Origin of the sequence: Burkholderia sp. PR2, assembly GCF_052372875.1 — a bacterium.
GTDB classification, from domain to species: domain Bacteria; phylum Pseudomonadota; class Gammaproteobacteria; order Burkholderiales; family Burkholderiaceae; genus Burkholderia; species Burkholderia diffusa.
The window spans coordinates 772,843-788,511 of record NZ_JBQRWH010000002.1 but is presented as its reverse complement, the minus strand read 5'-3'; the positions used below and the strand labels follow the sequence as shown (position 1 = coordinate 788,511).

The 15,669-nt window shown below is 64.9% G+C and carries 14 protein-coding genes; 10 read left to right on the top strand and 4 right to left on the bottom strand.

Going from position 1 to position 15,669, the window contains the following annotated elements; translation table 11 throughout:
• Positions 1 to 80 precede the first annotated feature (80 nt).
• Positions 81 to 1,253: a 4-hydroxybenzoate 3-monooxygenase gene (locus ACT2FV_RS15150; RefSeq protein ID WP_444504221.1), complete on the top strand. Its 1,173-nt coding sequence runs from the start codon at positions 81 to 83 to the stop codon at positions 1,251 to 1,253.
• A gap of 78 nt (positions 1,254 to 1,331) precedes the next feature.
• Here ACT2FV_RS15150 and ACT2FV_RS15145 read toward each other — a convergent pair whose 3' ends face one another.
• Complete coding sequence (locus ACT2FV_RS15145; protein WP_059600665.1) at positions 1,332 to 2,231, bottom strand: helix-turn-helix domain-containing protein; 900 nt, start codon at positions 2,229 to 2,231, stop codon at positions 1,332 to 1,334.
• A gap of 183 nt (positions 2,232 to 2,414) precedes the next feature.
• On the opposite strand from ACT2FV_RS15145, the gene ACT2FV_RS15140 reads away from it, so the two are divergent.
• The 4 genes from ACT2FV_RS15140 to ACT2FV_RS15125 all read left to right on the top strand — a co-directional run bounded on the left by ACT2FV_RS15140 (position 2,415) and on the right by ACT2FV_RS15125 (position 7,069).
• On the top strand, positions 2,415 to 3,251 hold the full coding sequence (locus ACT2FV_RS15140; protein ID WP_444504220.1) for an SDR family NAD(P)-dependent oxidoreductase: 837 nt from the start codon (positions 2,415 to 2,417) through the stop codon (positions 3,249 to 3,251).
• An 85-nt stretch (positions 3,252 to 3,336) separates the two neighbouring features.
• Positions 3,337 to 5,118: an FAD-dependent oxidoreductase gene (locus ACT2FV_RS15135; protein ID WP_444504285.1), complete on the top strand. Its 1,782-nt coding sequence runs from the start codon at positions 3,337 to 3,339 to the stop codon at positions 5,116 to 5,118.
• 14 nt (positions 5,119 to 5,132) lie between these two features.
• Positions 5,133 to 5,474 (top strand): NIPSNAP family protein, encoded by a 342-nt coding sequence (locus ACT2FV_RS15130; protein WP_059600837.1) that lies wholly within the window; start codon positions 5,133 to 5,135, stop codon positions 5,472 to 5,474.
• A gap of 221 nt (positions 5,475 to 5,695) precedes the next feature.
• Complete coding sequence (locus ACT2FV_RS15125) at positions 5,696 to 7,069, top strand: MFS transporter (RefSeq protein WP_059600660.1); 1,374 nt, start codon at positions 5,696 to 5,698, stop codon at positions 7,067 to 7,069.
• A 148-nt stretch (positions 7,070 to 7,217) separates the two neighbouring features.
• Here ACT2FV_RS15125 and ACT2FV_RS15120 read toward each other — a convergent pair whose 3' ends face one another.
• A complete protein-coding gene (locus ACT2FV_RS15120) occupies positions 7,218 to 8,159 on the bottom strand; it encodes a dihydrodipicolinate synthase family protein (protein ID WP_059525958.1) in 942 nt (313 codons plus the stop codon).
• 595 nt (positions 8,160 to 8,754) lie between these two features.
• Here ACT2FV_RS15120 and ACT2FV_RS15115 point away from each other — a divergent pair.
• Positions 8,755 to 9,729 (top strand): MFS transporter, encoded by a 975-nt coding sequence (locus ACT2FV_RS15115; RefSeq protein WP_444504219.1) that lies wholly within the window; start codon positions 8,755 to 8,757, stop codon positions 9,727 to 9,729.
• A gap of 288 nt (positions 9,730 to 10,017) precedes the next feature.
• Here ACT2FV_RS15115 and ACT2FV_RS15110 read toward each other — a convergent pair whose 3' ends face one another.
• Complete coding sequence (locus tag ACT2FV_RS15110; protein ID WP_059600656.1) at positions 10,018 to 10,941, bottom strand: recombination-associated protein RdgC; 924 nt, start codon at positions 10,939 to 10,941, stop codon at positions 10,018 to 10,020.
• 230 nt (positions 10,942 to 11,171) lie between these two features.
• On the opposite strand from ACT2FV_RS15110, the gene ACT2FV_RS15105 reads away from it, so the two are divergent.
• The gene (locus ACT2FV_RS15105) at positions 11,172 to 12,116 is read left to right on the top strand and encodes a DMT family transporter (RefSeq protein WP_151048050.1); all 945 of its coding nucleotides are present in this window, start codon (positions 11,172 to 11,174) and stop codon (positions 12,114 to 12,116) included.
• A 251-nt stretch (positions 12,117 to 12,367) separates the two neighbouring features.
• The gene (locus ACT2FV_RS15100) at positions 12,368 to 13,048 is read left to right on the top strand and encodes a GntR family transcriptional regulator (RefSeq protein ID WP_059600652.1); all 681 of its coding nucleotides are present in this window, start codon (positions 12,368 to 12,370) and stop codon (positions 13,046 to 13,048) included.
• A 122-nt stretch (positions 13,049 to 13,170) separates the two neighbouring features.
• Here the strand turns inward: ACT2FV_RS15100 and ACT2FV_RS15095 are convergent, their stop codons facing one another.
• Positions 13,171 to 13,365 carry a hypothetical protein gene (locus tag ACT2FV_RS15095; protein WP_059600650.1) on the bottom strand — a complete coding sequence of 65 codons (195 nt, stop codon included), beginning with the start codon at positions 13,363 to 13,365 and terminating at the stop codon, positions 13,171 to 13,173.
• A gap of 742 nt (positions 13,366 to 14,107) precedes the next feature.
• Between ACT2FV_RS15095 and ACT2FV_RS15090 the strand changes: the two genes are divergently transcribed.
• Positions 14,108 to 15,094: a TRAP transporter substrate-binding protein gene (locus tag ACT2FV_RS15090; protein WP_059600647.1), complete on the top strand. Its 987-nt coding sequence runs from the start codon at positions 14,108 to 14,110 to the stop codon at positions 15,092 to 15,094.
• Positions 15,091 to 15,669: a TRAP transporter small permease gene (locus tag ACT2FV_RS15085; RefSeq protein ID WP_124629435.1), complete on the top strand. Its 579-nt coding sequence runs from the start codon at positions 15,091 to 15,093 to the stop codon at positions 15,667 to 15,669. Before ACT2FV_RS15090 ends, ACT2FV_RS15085 begins: the two co-directional genes overlap by 4 nt.

Sequence of the window (15,669 nt, the reverse complement as noted above, 5' to 3'; positions counted from 1 at the left end):
CCATATTCCGGATATCGCGTTGCGGGATAGCGCGTGCCGCCGCCAAACTTGCGCAAAATCAATTCCACCCGGAGACATTCATGCGTACACAAGTCGGCATCATCGGCGCGGGGCCCGCGGGCCTGCTTCTTTCCCATCTTCTTCATCTGCGCGGCATCGAGTCGGTCGTTCTGGAGTCGCGCAGTCGCGAACAGATCGAGTCCACCATTCGCGCCGGCGTGCTCGAACAAGGCACGATGGACGTGTTGACCGAAGCCGGCGTCGGCGACCGGATGAAAGCGGAAGGCGCGCTGCATCACGGCTTCGAACTCGCGTTCGAAGGCAAGCGCCGCCGCATCGATCTCACCGAACTGACCGGCAAGGCGATTACCGTCTACGCGCAGCACGAGGTGCTCAAGGATCTCGTGGCCGCGCGTGTCGCGGCCGGCGGTGCGCCGTACTTCAACGTATCCGGGACGACGATTTCCGGCATCGAGACCGATGCACCGTCGATCCGCTTCGTGCACGACGGTGTCGAACAGACGCTCGACTGCGATTTCATGATCGGCTGCGACGGCTCGCAGGGCGTGTCGCGCACGATGATCCCAGCCGAATTGCGGCAGGACTACGAACGGGTCTTTCCGTTTGGCTGGTTCGGCATTCTCGTCGAAGCGCCGCCGTCGTCGGACGAACTGATCTATGCGCGCCACGAGCGCGGCTTCGCGCTCGTGAGCACGCGTTCGCCGAACGTGCAGCGCATGTATTTCCAGTGTGACCCGAAGGATTCTGTCGACAACTGGTCCGACGATCGTATCTGGGCGGAGATGCATGCGCGTGTCGATTCCGCCGACGGCCAGCGGATCGTGGAAGGCCGGATCTTCCAGAAGAACATCGTCGGCATGCGCAGCTTCGTGTCGACGACGATGCAGCACGGCAGGCTGTTCCTCGCCGGCGATGCCGCGCATATCGTGCCGCCGACCGGCGCGAAGGGCCTTAATCTCGCGGTGTCAGACGTGCGCATCCTGACGTCCGCGTTGCAGGCGTTCTATGACGAAGACCGCACCGACCTGCTCGACGCATACAGCGAAACCGCGCTGCGCCGGATCTGGCGCGCCGAACATTTCTCGTACTGGATGACGCGCATGATGCATCGTCTCGACGACGCGTCGCCGTTCGAGCAGCGTTTGCAGGTCGCGGAGCTCGAGCACGTGACGACGTCGCGCCCGGCGGCGATGGCGATGGCGGAAAACTACGTCGGTGCCGTCGCGGTCTGACGTGCCGCTAGCGGGTCGGCTGTTCCGGTCGCGACACCCCGGCGTCGCGACCGGCTCCACCGGCTGAATCGGGCCGGTTCAAGACTGGCCGGGCATCAGCTCGCGATGGGCCGATTCCCTGAATTCGCCCGGTGTCTGGCTGGTCTGCTTGCGGAAATAACGGCTGAAGTACGCGCTGTCCGCAAAGCCCATCTCGTGCGCAATCTGCTTTACGCTCAGATTCGAATAAACCAGCTCGCGTTGCGCTTCTCGAATCAGATGCGCGTTGACGACCGCCGTCGTCGAAATCCCCAGCTCCTCGCGGCAGACGCGCGCAAGCTGCGCGGCCGTCACGCCGAGCCGCTCCGCATAGAATTCCACCGGTCGATGCTCGCGAAAATGCGCGTCGATCAGCTCGCGAAAACGTCGCAGCAACGTCCCGCGCCGGTCGATGCCGGCATGCGACGGTGCTGCCGCGAGATCGCTCAAGCGCGCGACATGCACGACCAGCGCGACGAGCAGCGCCATCCCGGCCGCGCCGCGGCCGCGTGACGTGCTGCGGAATTCCTGTTCGAGCAACGCGAACAGCGGCATCAGCATCGACACGCTCGCGTCCGGCCCCTTGACCGGAATCATCGCCGCACGTTGCAGGGTCGACAGCGCACCCGGCGCGACCGTCTTGACCAGCTTTTCCAGCGCGTGCTGCACGACCGTGACCACGAGGCCGTCGATTTGCGGCGAGAACTCGAAAGCATGGACCGTCTGCGCGGGCAGCAGCACGAGGCACGGCGGCGCGAACGTGTGCTTCCCGCTCTCGATCACGACATGCCCGTGCCCGCCGCGGATGTACAAAATCTGCAATAGCGCATCGTGGCGGTGCGCGGCGATATGCCAGTCGTTCGGCCGGCTGCGCTCCGGTATCCATTCGAAGTTGAACGCGTCGTACCAAGGCGGACGAGCCGATTCGCCATACAGATCGTAGTTAGGGATTCTCCTCATGCCGCGCGGCCTCCTGTGTACAAATTGTCCTGTTGCTTGCGGCGTTTGTCCAGTTTTCGCGCGATGCGCGCTTCTATACTTTTCTCATCGACGTAGCGCTTGCAACTGACGCATCGCGCGACGTTCCGGCAGCGTATGCCGGATCGATCCGGACATTTCAATCCTATTTAAAGAGGAAACCTAATGATATCGCAAGCAGATACCCGACAGGCGGACTGGCTTCGTCTCGACGGGCAGGTGTGTGTCGTGACGGGGGCGGCGGGCGGCATCGGTACATCGATTGTCGAAGCGCTCGTGGCAGCCGGTGCGCGGGTCGCGTTGCTCGACCGTGACGCGGACAGGACGATCGCCGCCACGGAGCGGTTGCGGACGGCAGGCGGCGATGTCGTCGCGATCGGATGTGACATTGGCGACGCGGCGAGCGTGAGCCAGGCCGCGGAACGCGTCGAGCGCGATTTCGGTCCCGTCGACGTACTTGTGAACAACGCCGGCCTGTTGCGTGCCGGCGGCATCGAGACGATCAGCCTGGACGCATGGAACGCGATGCTGCAGGTCAATCTCACCGGCTACATGCTCTGCTCGCAGGCGTTCGGCCGCGCGATGCTGGCACGCGGCTCGGGCTCGATGGTGCATGTCGCGTCCATCGCGGCGCGCTACCCGCAGACGCATAGCGGTGCATACAGCGCGAGCAAGGCAGCGGTCGCGATGCTCGCGCGGCAGCTGGCGGCGGAGTGGGGGCCGCGCGGCATCCGCAGCAATACGGTGTGCCCGGGGATGATCCGCACGCCGCTGTCCGAAGCGTTCTATCAGAGCGGCGACATCGAGGCGCGACGCAGCGCGATGACCGCGAGCCGGCGCATTGGCCGCCCCGACGACATCGCGAACGTCGTCGCCTTTCTCGCGAGCCCGCGCGCCGCGTATGTGAATGGGGCGGAACTGGTGGTTGACGGTGGACTCGACGCGATGCTGATGGATCTCGTTCCGCGGCCTGGCTATGAGGCCGGTGCCGGCGCAAGGTAGTTCAACGACATTGCCGCGCGTGATGCAGACACGCCGCGTTCAGCGGCGTGGCGGCGCGGCTGTTCCATCCATGGAGGAAGACATGATGAACGATCGGCATCGTTCGAAGCACGTCACGTGCGATCTGCTCGTGATCGGTTCGGGAGCGGGCGGCCTGTCCACCGCGATTACCGCGCGCAAGGCCGGCCTCGACGTGATCGTCGTCGAGAAGGACGCGTGCTTCGGCGGCACGACCGCGTTTTCCGGCGGCGTGCTGTGGATCCCCGGCAATCGCCACGCGAGTGCAAACGACGTGCGCGATACGCGCGAGGCGGCACGCACGTATTTGCGCGGCGAAACGGGCGCGTTCCGTGACGACGCGGCAATCGAGGCCTTTCTCGAGCACGGCCCGCGCATGCTCGAATTCTTCGAGCGCGAAACGGACGTGAAATTCGTCCCGACGCTGTATCCCGACTATCACCCGGACCAGCCAGGCGGAGTCGACATCGGCCGCTCGGTCGTCGCCGCGCCGTACGACGCGCGGCGGCTCGGGCAGGATCTCGAGCGCCTGCGTCCGCCGTTGAAGACGATCACGTTTATCGGGATGATGTTCAATTCGTCGAATGCGGACCTGAAGCATTTCCTCAACGCAACGCGCTCGCTCAAGTCCGCGTGGTACGTGACGAAGCGGCTCGCCGCGCATCTGAAGGATCTCGCGCTGTACCGGCGCGGCGTGCAGATCACGAGCGGCAACGCGCTCGCTGCACGACTCGCGAAGTCGGCGCTGGACCTCGGGATCCCGATCCTGACGAACACGCCCGCACGTGAACTGGTGACCGACGGAGGCCGCATCGCCGGCGCGACGGTCGGGGCGGATGGCGAGACGTATCGCATTACCGCGCGCCGTGCGGTCGTGCTGGCGAGCGGCGGCTTCTCGCACGACGTCGCGCGAATCGCGCGTGCGTATCCACACGTTGCGCGCGGCGGCGAGCATGTATCGCCCGTACCGGCCGGCAACACCGGCGACGGCGCGAAGCTGGCCGAGCAGGCCGGCGGCCGCGTGGAGATTCGCTATCCGCAACCGGCCGCATGGATGCCCGTTTCGCGCGTGCCGCTCGGCGATGGCCGTTTCGGGGTGTTTCCGCATCTGCTCGATCGCTACAAGCCGGGTGTCATCGGCGTGACCCGTCGCGGCACGCGTTTCGCGAACGAATCGAATTCCTACCACGACGTCGGTGCGGCGATGATCGCTGCATGTCGCGACGAGACAGAGACGGCGATGTGGCTCGTGTGCGATCGCGCGACGATCCGCAAATATGGGCTCGGCTTTGCGAAGCCCGCACCGGTGCCGCTCGGGCCGCTGCTGCGCAACGGCTATCTCGTGCAGGGCCGTACGTTGGCGGAACTCGCGCAGCGGGCCGGTATCGATGCAGCGAATCTGGAGGCAACCGTGCGGCGCTACAACCGCGACGCCGCGCGTGGCGAGGATCCCGAATTCGGCCGCGGCACGACGTCGTTCAACCGCTATCTCGGCGACGCGGACCATCGTCCGAATCCGTGCGTGGCGCCGCTCGGCGACGGGCCGTATTACGCGCTGAAGGTCGTGATGGGTGATCTCGGCACCTTCGACGGAATCCGCACCAACGCGGTCGGGCAGGTGCTGGCAGCCGACGACCGGCCGATCGCCGGCCTGTACGCGGTCGGCAACGATCGCGCCAGCATCATGGGCGGCAACTACCCGGGTGCAGGGATCACGCTCGGTCCGATCATGACGTTCGGCTATCTGAGCGCGCGCCATATCGCGGGGCTCATCGACCTGACCGGCCTCACCGAACCGACACCGGGCGCTGCCGTGGCGCATCCCGCCGACGCGCGCGCGACCGCGTGAACCCGGAGCACACCATGACTACCGCGAAAGCATTCATCGACCATCGCATCTATACGATCCGCCCGCGCGGCATGGCGGAATTCATCGAGATCTTCGACCGACTCGCGATGCCGATCCAGGTGAAGTATCTCGGCCCACCCGTCGGCTTCTACATGAGCGACATCGGCGCTTTGAACCAGGTTGTCCACCTGTGGGGCTACGACAGCATCGCCGATTACGACGCGCGGCGCACCGCGCGCGATGCCGATCCGGACTGGCCCGCGTACCTGCAGGCGTCCGGCCATCTGATCGTCGCGCAGGAGAGCCGCATCATCCGCCGGGTCGAGTTCCCGAGCCTCGCGTACCTCACGCGCTGAGCCCATGACGACGACACCCGATACGACACGGACGCCATTCGCGTGGAGAGGGTGGCAATCGTGACGAGCTGCGCGGACGGCACTGGCGCCGGGGATTCGGCGCCTGGCAGACCTGCGCACGTCACCCGGACGCCGGGCCTACAACGAAACATGAACATGGAGATGTCCGCGTGCGTGCGGCGCATCAGCGCCGTCGTGCACCGGATCGAAGGAGACACACGATGAAAACCCAACCGCGTACGCTCGACGTGCAGTCGTTCATCGACGCCGAGCGCTTTTCCCCCTGCCAGTGGCTGATCCTGATCCTGTGCTTTCTGGTCGTGGCCGCCGACGGCTACGACACGGCCGCGATCGGCTTTATCGCGCCGGCGCTGACCCACGACTGGGGCATCGCGCGCAGCGCGCTCGGCCCGGTGATGAGCGCGGCGCTCGCCGGGCTCGGCATCGGCGCACTCGCCGCCGGCCCCTGCGCGGACCGGCTCGGCCGCAAGACCGTGCTCGTGCTGTCGGTTGCGTGCTTCGGCGCGTGGAGCATCGTGTCCGCGCACGCTCAGTCGATCGAGGCGCTGACCGCCTTTCGCTTCCTGACCGGGCTCGGCCTCGGCGCGGCGATGCCGAACGCCGTCACGCTGATGGCGGAATATGCGCCGGCCCGGATCCGCGGCGTGGCCGTCAACGCGATGTTCTGCGGCTTCTCGTGCGGGCTCGCGGTGGGCGGCATCACGTCGGCATGGCTGATTCCGCACTTCGGCTGGCAAAGCGTGCTGACCGCGGGCGGCATCGGGCCGATCGCGCTGGCGGTCGCGCTCGTGATGTTGTTGCCCGAGTCGGCGCAGTATCTCGCGGCACGACCCGGCACGCATGCGCGCATCGCGCGCATCCTCGCACGGATCGCACCGAACGAGCGCTTCGACGACCGTGCGTTCGTGGCCGCCGGCGCGCGCCCGCAGGCCGGCGGGGCGTCCGCGCTCGCGCAGGTGCTGTCCGCGCAGTTTCGTTCGCGCACGCTGATGCTATGGGCGGCCTACTTCATGGGGCTGCTGATCTATTACCTGCTGACCAACTGGATGCCGACGCTGCTTCGCGATGCGGGCTTCAGCGCCGAAGGCGGCGCGCTGATGACGTCGCTGTTCCCGCTGGGCGGCGTGCTCGGCAACCTCGGTGTCGGGTGGCTGATGGATCGCTTCAATCCGAACCGGACGATCGTGATTGCGTATGTCGTCGCAGCGCTGCTGGTGCTCGTGGCGAGCCGCACGATCGGGCATGCCGCGTGGCTCGGCACGCTGATCTTCCTGTGCGGCACCGTGGTGACGAGCGCCGTGACGTCGATGTCGGCCTATGCGGCGAGCCTGTATCCGACGCGTTGCCGCGCGACGGGCGTGGCCTGGATGCTCGGCATCGGACGGATCGGCGGCGTGGCCGGCGCGTTCGCCGGCGCGATGCTGATGGGGTTCGGCTGGCGCTTCGGCGATGTGTTCAGCCTGCTTGCGGTACCGGCGCTCGTCGCGGCCGGTGCATTGCACGCGATCGGCCGCTGCCGCACGGAACTCACGGAACAGGAGCGCGCGAGCGGCGCGGCCGTGCAGCAACACTGATGCGGCGGATGCCTGCCGAGCGTGTGCGGGCGTGCTGCTTCAGGGCGGGGCGTAGACAAGAAAAAAGCCACGGGGTGATCCGTGGCTTTCCCTTTCCATCGCGCAGCCGTGTCATGGCCGCGTATTGCACTGCATCGTGCGAGCGCGCTTACGCGATGCTCTTCGACCAGTTCGCGTACCAGTTGCGGAACAGCGTGTACTGCGCTTCCGCGTAGTTCCGTTGCGCGTCGCTCAGTGCATCCGTTTCGTTGAAGTGCAGCGTGTATTCCTTGTCGCCGTTCAACACCATCAGGTGCTTGTAGAACAGGACCAGGTCGCAGCCTTCGTCGAACGAGGACAGCACGGCCAGCGCCGCTTCCAGTTCCTTCGCACGTACGCGTGCCACCGCATCGCCTTGCGCGGCCTTCTTGCACAGGTCGACGAGTTGCAGCACTTCGCGCGGCAGCGCGTTGCCGATGCCGGTGATCGCGCCCGCGGCACCGCAGTTCACGAAGCCGTGGAACACTTGCGTGTCGACGCCGGCCATCAGCGTCACGCTGTCGTCCTGCGACGTGATGTTCTCGGCTGCGTAACGCATGTCGGCCGCACCGCCGAATTCCTTGAAGCCGATCAGGTTCGGGTGCTGGCGGCGCAGTTCGAAGAACAGGTCGGCACGGGTTGCGAAGCCGTAGTACGGGCTGTTGTAGATCACCGCCGGCAGGTTCGGCGCGGCGTTCAGGATTGCGGCGAAGTGAGCCTTCTGTGCGGCCGGCGATGCGCCGCGCGACAGCACGCGCGGGATCACCATCAGGCCGTGCGCGCCAACCTTCGCGGCATGCGCGGCGTGCGACACGGCTTCCTTCGAGTTCACCGCGCCGGTGCCGACGATCGTCGGGACGCCGGCTTCGACCAGGCGTGCGACGCCTTCCTGGCGCTGCGCTTCGGTCAGCAGCGGCCAGTCGCCCATCGAGCCGCAGTACACCACCGCGCGCATGCCGAGTGCCACCAGTTCCTTGCCCTTCTTTACCAGCGCGTCGAAATCCGGCTGACGGTCAGCGGTGCACGGCGTCATCAGGGCCGGAATGGTGCCGGTAAAAATGTTGTCGCTCATCTCGTTTCCTCACATTCAGATAGGGTCAACTGCCATTGCTGGCACAACCTGGGCAGTACGCGCGCTCGCCGTCTCGTCGGTGCTTCATGTGATCCGGACGGCGGCTGGCCACCTCTTGCGTGCCTCGGTGCCGAAACGTTGCCTCCGGTTTCGCCCGAAAGTCAGCCATCGACGAATGCATTCTAGCCAGTTCGCATATTTTATACAATATAAAATAAAAAGGGCATGACACGGGCCTTGGTTTCGGGGCATCGGCGAGGGCGGCGAACCGCGCCACGGCGGCCTCCGGCGAGGATGGCGGGCGATCCCGGCGAAGGCGGCGCAATGCGCGTCCCGGCTCCACCACCTGATGCCTGCGAATGCCGACCAGCGTTGCGCAAGCCCGTTCCCGTCGCGCTTTCATCTGACCGAAATCCGTTCCTCCGCAGGCTCCCGGAACGGCCGGCGGCGGCTCGCCGACGTGTCGCATTTCCGCCGAAAGCATTTTTTGAGATTACTTGGATTGTGTATTGGATATTGTATAAAAGCTTTCGGCGCGCTTACCCGCGAACCGGCCCGTCAAGGGAAATGGAAGACAACGAGAGGAGATACGGAGATGACAAGTCAGGTCGGCGAGGCAGTCTCGCCTGGTGGTGCGACGGCCGTGCAGGACACGGCGTCGAAACGGGAATTGAAGCGGGTCGTCGCGGCGTCGATGGTCGGATCGGTGGCGGAGTGGTACGAGTTCTTCCTGTATGGAACGGCCTCGGCGCTGGTGTTCGGCACGCACTTCTTCAAGAAGACGGGCAACCCGATCGACGGCCTGCTCGCGGCGTTCTGGTTCTCGGCGGTGGTCGTGCTGATCGGTTTCTGGATTCGCCGCAAGGTCGACGATGCGCCGATCTTCAAGGAAGCGCAGGCGCGCCGCGCGCAGAAGCAGGAAAGGCAGCTCGGCGTGGGCCACGTGCTGAAGTACCACTGGCGGCAGGTGCTGATCGGCATCGGCGCGCGTTTTGCCGAGAACATCCTGTACTACATGGTCGTCACGTTCTCGCTGACCTATCTGAAGCTGGTCGTCGGCTTCGATACCACGCGGATCCTGAAGCTGATGTTCGCCGCCAACGCGATCCACTTCTTCTTCATCCCGCTGATGGGGCTCATGTCGGACATCGTCGGCCGCAAGCTCGTATACCTGACCGGCGCGGTGCTGACCGCGGGCTGGGGCTTCGTTGCGTTCCCGATGATGGACACCGGCAACGACTGGATCATCATGGCCGCGATCGTGCTCGGCCTGTTCATCGAATCGATGACCTACTCGCCGTACTCGGCGCTGATGACCGAGATGTTCCCGACCAACGTGCGCTATACCGCGCTGTCGCTGTGTTACCAGGTCGCGCCGCTGATGGCCGGCTCGCTCGCGCCGTTGATCGGGCTGTCGTTGCTCGAGCGCTATCACTCGTCGACGCCGATCGCACTGTATCTGGTCGCGGCGGCGGCGATCTCGATCGTTTGCGTGGGCCTCGGGAAGGAAACGCGCGGCAAGTCGCTGCGCGACGTCGATGCCGAGGCGAGCCGGCGCACCCACGCGTGATGTATGCGACCGAAGCCCGGTCGAACGCACCGAAGCCACCCGCGAGGGTGGCTTTTTTCGGTTCAGCGCGGATTTCCCGGGGAGAGCGGGGAAGACGGTCGGTGGTCTTATACGAATTGCCTGGCGACCTTGACGATCGCGGCCGCGTTCAGGGATTGCACCGGTCTCCTACGGATCGCGAGCGCGCAGCCGCGACCCGCGCCAGAGCGGCGACGCTCCTGCTCGACATGTCGCGTCAGCGCGAAGCCACGCCGCCGCAGGGCGATGATCCTTGACAGCCGGCGAGACTCAGGCTGCTGCCGCCTGATGAATCGCGTCGTGCCGCTCACCACCCAGGATATCGACCAGATCGGTCAACATCCGCGCCAATTCACCCGTCATCAGCGTGACGTCCGAGTCGAAGCGTTCGTCGTCGTTCTGCGCGGTGGGGTCCGTCGCTTCCTTGATCACGTCGAGCGGCGTGACGCGCTTGATCGTCAGCGACGGTGTCAGCACGAAGGAGATTCGGTCATCCCAGGTCATGGCGAGGCGCATGCATTGTTTGCCGGCCTCGATGTGCCGGCGCATGTCGTTCGCTTCCAGCGCGTGGCCGACGTATCGCACCGTGGCCCCGCCTTCGCCGCTCGAGCGCAACTCGGCGTCCTGGTCCACGGTGAACCCGCCCGGCGCGTCACCGGACAGCAGCCAATCCGTCATCGCGGCGACCGGCGAAAGCGCCACTTGAACGCCGGCGAGCGGCAATTGATCGATCGATTTGACGAGCAGGCCGCGGACGTCGTCGGCAAGAGCCTGTGCAGCCGCATCGATAACGAGCCAGCCGTTCACCGTATCGATCCACACGCGGGTATCGCGGCGAATGGTGAACGCGCGCGGCAGCAGTTCGTCCGTCACCTGCTCCTTGAGTTCGCGCAGCTGTTTTCGCCCGACCTTGAAGCCCTGCTGCTCCTCGACTTCAAGCGCCCGGGCCTTGGTCACCTGATTGACGACCGAGGCCGGGAGCAGTTTCTTTTCGGCACGAAACATCAGCAGCATCTGCCGGTTGATCGAATACACAAGCGCGCCGTCGTCACGCGGCGACGCCCATCCGAAGCGCTGCATCTCGACGCTGGTGCCCGGCTGAAACGCGTGGGGCGCCAGCCATTCTTCCATCTGATCGGGGGTAACGGCCCACGGTGCCGGAAGACGATGAAGCTGAAGATTCTTGAACCACATAGGCGTGCGGGCAAAGCGCATCATTCTATATGACGGTGAAGTTTACCGGCCATCAAGAGTCGCTGACGTTTTCCTGTGAGCGGCCGCACCGAGGGCCGCTTATTACCGGGTTGGCGTCATAAAACTTGTCGTTCCGGGGTAAGAACAAGGCTGTTTTCGGAAGGTCGACGGCGCTGCACCCGCTAACCTGATTACGTTGACTCCGGGAGCTGAGAATGCAGGCGCGGTCTATGATGGGTGTGTTTGCTGCCGTTTTCGCGGCATTCTCCTGGTCGCTCAATTTTGTTGCGCCTTACGTGATCGGTCCATACTCCATTTACGACCTGGCTGTTACGCGATTTCTGCTTTCGGGAATATTGGGCGCTGTTCTGTTCATCGCCGTGAAGGATCGCGGGTCGCACGCGACCTTAGTCGACTGGCTGGTCGCGGCATGGCTAGGCCTCGTCGGGTATGTAGGCTATTTCGTGACGATCATGTCAGCCGTACGCTTCGCCGGGCCGATTGTCCCGCCAGCGATTGTCGCGACTGTACCCGTGGTGCTTGCCATCGTTGGGAATCAGGGCGCTCAGGCCACATCGTGGAGAGTTCTGAGTATCCCTCTGGGCTTCATCACGTTGGGCTTGATGATGGTCAACTCGTCCGGGCTGATGGAGGCGCTTGATGGCCTGTCGACTCGAGTCATCGCTGGCATCGCAATCTCGTTTGGCGCAGTATCGCTGTGGACCGCCTTCGCCCTATCCAATCGAAACGCGCTAAGAAAGCGCCCGGGGATGGACCCGAGGAAGTGGACGGCGATGATGATGATCGGTGGCGCGCTGGAGATTGCGCTCTTTATTCCAATCGCTGCACCGCTGTCGCTGCTGAATATCACCAGACTTGGCATCCAGTGGTCGTCATTCGGACTTGTTCTGGCGAGTTCACTTGTTCTGGCCGCAGTAGGGTCGATTGGTGGTTCGTGGGCGTGGACGATAGCATCGAAGAAGCTGCCAATCGGGCTTGCAGGTCAGCTGATCGTGACCGAGACGGTATTCGCGACGTCGTTCGGGCTCGTGGCAAGTCATCGGTGGCCTACGTTCGACGAGGCATTCGGCATCGGCGCCATCGTTTGCGGAGTCGTTATAGCGTTGAAAGTCTTGCATTCACCGGCAGCACAGTCGAACCGGATTTCCAGGTAAGTCGTGCTGGAGATGCGCAGCATTGTTGAGCGGCTGCTTCCGATCCGGAACCGGTCGCTCAAGGGCACATCGCGTGGGTGACCGCTTCGGGATGGCAAGCGACATACGCAGGCGGCCGAACGCAGGGCGCGACAGCATGAAGCCCCATGCGGCGGCGGCTCGACGGCGCGGGCCCTCTGCTAATATTGTAGAAAATATGCAATATCCGCCGCCGCGCCGACATCTGCCTGACCGCCTTCCCCAGTCCGAACATGAACGAGAAACGCCCTCCTCTTGTCTACGCCACGCGCGCCGAAGCCGCGGCGAACGAATTGCGCCGCCGTATCCTGACAGGGGAGTATGTCGACGGCTATCAGCTTCGCCAGGATGCGCTGGCGACCGAGCTCGGCATCAGCCGGATTCCGCTGAGGGAAGCGCTCGTGCAGCTCGAGAGCGAGGGGCTCGTCAAGATCCTGCCCCACAAGGGGGCGATCGTCTCGGAGCTGTCCCCGGAAGACATCACCGAACTGTTCGAACTGCGCGCGCTGCTGGAACCCGTGCTGCTGAAGAAGTCGATTCCGAAGCTGACCGCCGAGGATTTCGCGCGGCTCGATGCGATCCTCGAGGAATACAGCGAAGTGCTGCATGCGAGCCAGTCCGGGCGCTGGGGCGAACTGAACACCGAGCTGCATCAGGTGTTGCTGTCGCGCGCCGACCAGCCGAAGACGGCGGCGATCGTCGCGTCGCTGCTGCAGCAGACCGACCGCTACACGCGCGTGCAGTTGTCGCTGTCCGAGGCCGCGCGTGACGTGGCCGAATCCGAACACGCCGAGTTGGTCGCGTTGTGCCGCAAGGGCGATGCGCGCACGGCGGCATCGCTGCTCAAGCGGCATATCGAGCATGCGGGCGGCGAGCTGAACGCGTTCCTGCGGGATCGACGCCTCGGTCGTTGAGAGCGCGTCCGGCCAGGACGCTGCGAACACCGCGTTGCAGCAGATTCCGGTGCCGAGGCGTCGCATGCGAGGCGCGGCCCGTCCGGGCATCGCGGCAATCGGCCTGCATGCGTGTCGTTCGCCTATCCGCCGCCAATACCCTGCAGCACCTTGCCCGTTCCGCCGCACACCGTGCATGGCTGTCCTTCGACCATGCCCGTGCCGCGGCACACGCCGCACAGGTCCTCGCCCACGCCCGGCGCATCGGGTGGCCCTTCGTCGCCCGGATTCAGCGGCGTGTCCTGATTCGGACCGGCCGACGTTCTGGTCGTCTGCATCGCACACCTCCATTCGCATTTCCGATGTCGCCGCAAGCACGCATCGCGCGTGCCCGCGGCGTGTACACGCGCGCAGGCGCCGGCCCGCATGCCGGAAGCGCGCAACGACGGGCACACCGGGCCCAATGACGCCATTCCCGCGTGACGGCGGGGAATAGCGTCATCGCATCATCATTACAACGGCGGCGCCCACGTCGAGCCGAATGGGTTTGACTGGTCCGATGCCGGAGGAAGTCGACGAACTCGACCACGTTGGCCGGACGCATATTGCGCGTTGCCTCGCCGTTCACGACGACGCGGTTCGCGGTCGACGCTCAAACCGGCAGGTTCACGTTGTGCAGCGTGAGGTTCACGGCCGATTGATCGTCCTGGCTTGGCGTCGTGCGGCTGCGGGCGCGCAGTAGTCAGTCATCCTATGACGAATGAAATAGAAGCGAAAGCCGGCGTCCGGTCTCGCGAAAGCGATTCAACATCGTGCCGATTCAAATGCAGACCTGTTTCCGGAAAACGTTTTGCAGGTCGTCCACCGAGTTGAGGCGACTTTTTCCCATCTCCCGCCGCAAGCCCGCTACAGAGCCCGTTATAGGGTATGCACCAATCGAGTTAAACGATTAACCGACGTACATTCGCTCCGACACGTCATACAACGTATGACTGCGAATCCGCGAAGGCCGTGCATCGATGCATGCGGATGCCGAGCGGATCGCCGCCAAACAACGAGCAACCAGCAAGGAGACTGACGATGAAGCACCGATTCACCCGCTCCCGTACCGCACTGGCCGTCGCGCTGATGGCCGGCTTCGCGGTGTCCGCGCAGGCCCGCGTGTTCCGCTCGGCGGACGTGCACGGCGACAGCTTCCCGACCAACATGGCGGTCAAGTACATGGGCGACGAGCTGTCGAAGCTGACGGGCGGCAAGGACTCGATCAAGGTGTTCGGCAACAGTGCGCTCGGCTCCGAGAAGGACACGGTCGACCAGGTGCGGATCGGCGCGATCGACATGGCGCGCGTGAACGGCGCGTCGTTCAACGAGATCGTGCCGGAGTCGCTGATCCCGTCGTTCCCGTTCCTGTTCCGCGACGTCGACCATTTCCGCAAGGCGATGTACGGCCCGGCCGGCCAGAAGATCCTCGACGCGTTCGCGGCGAAGGGGATGATCGCGCTGACGTTCTACGAGAGCGGCGCGCGCTCGATCTACGCGAAGCGCCCGGTGCGCACGCCCGCCGACATGAAGGGGCTGAAGGTGCGCGTGCAACCGTCCGACCTGATGGTCGACGAGATCAGGGCGATGGGCGGCACGCCGACGCCGATGCCGTTCGCCGAGGTCTACACGGGCCTGAAGACGGGCCTCGTCGACGCGGCGGAAAACAACCTGCCGTCGTACGAGGAAACCAAGCACTTCGAGGTGGCGCCCGACTACTCGGAGACGCAGCACGCGATGACGCCGGAAGTGCTGGTGTTCTCGAAGAAGATCTGGGACACGCTGTCGCCGCAGGAACAGGCCGCGATCAGGAAGGCCGCGGCCGATTCGGTGCCGTACTACCAGAAGCTGTGGACCGCGCGCGAGGCATTGGCGCAGCAGACGGTGACGAAGGGCGGCGCGAAGATCCTGCCCGCCGCGCAGATCGATCGCGCGGCATTCGTGAAGGCGATGCAGCCGCTGTGGGCCAAGTACGAGAAGACGCCGCAGATGAAGCAGATCGTCGACGAGATCGAGGCAACCAAGTGACCCGTCGCACTTCCTTGAATGGCGCGGCGGCTGCGGGCTCGCCGGATGCGGCCGTCGCGGACGGTGCGGCACCGTGCCGGCCGCGCGCGGCGGCGCCGCTCCTGCGTTGCGTGAACGACCTGCTGTTCCGCGCGCTGGCCGTGGTCGCGTCGCTGTGTCTGGCGGCGCTCACGGTGCTGGTGTTCTACGCGGTCGTGATGCGTTACGTGTTCGAGAACGCGCCCGATTTCGTCGAGCCGATCGCGTTGCTGCTGGTGATCGTGATCGCGATGTTCGGTGCGGCGATGAAGGTGCGCGACGGCGGCCACATCGGCCTCGACTCGCTCGTGAGGCGCCTGTCGCCGGGCGCGCGCACCGTGGTGATCGCGATCCAGCACCTGAGCCTGATCGCGTTCGCGATCGCGATCATGGTCGGCTGCGGCAGCATGGCTGCCGAGACGATGGGCGACCGCATTCCGATCATCGGGCTGCCCGAGGGTGTGCGCTACCTGATCACGATTCCCGCGGCGATCGCCATCATCCTCTTCTCGCTCGAGCACCTGCTCGCGCTTCGTCGTTCTTCGTCGGGCCAATAA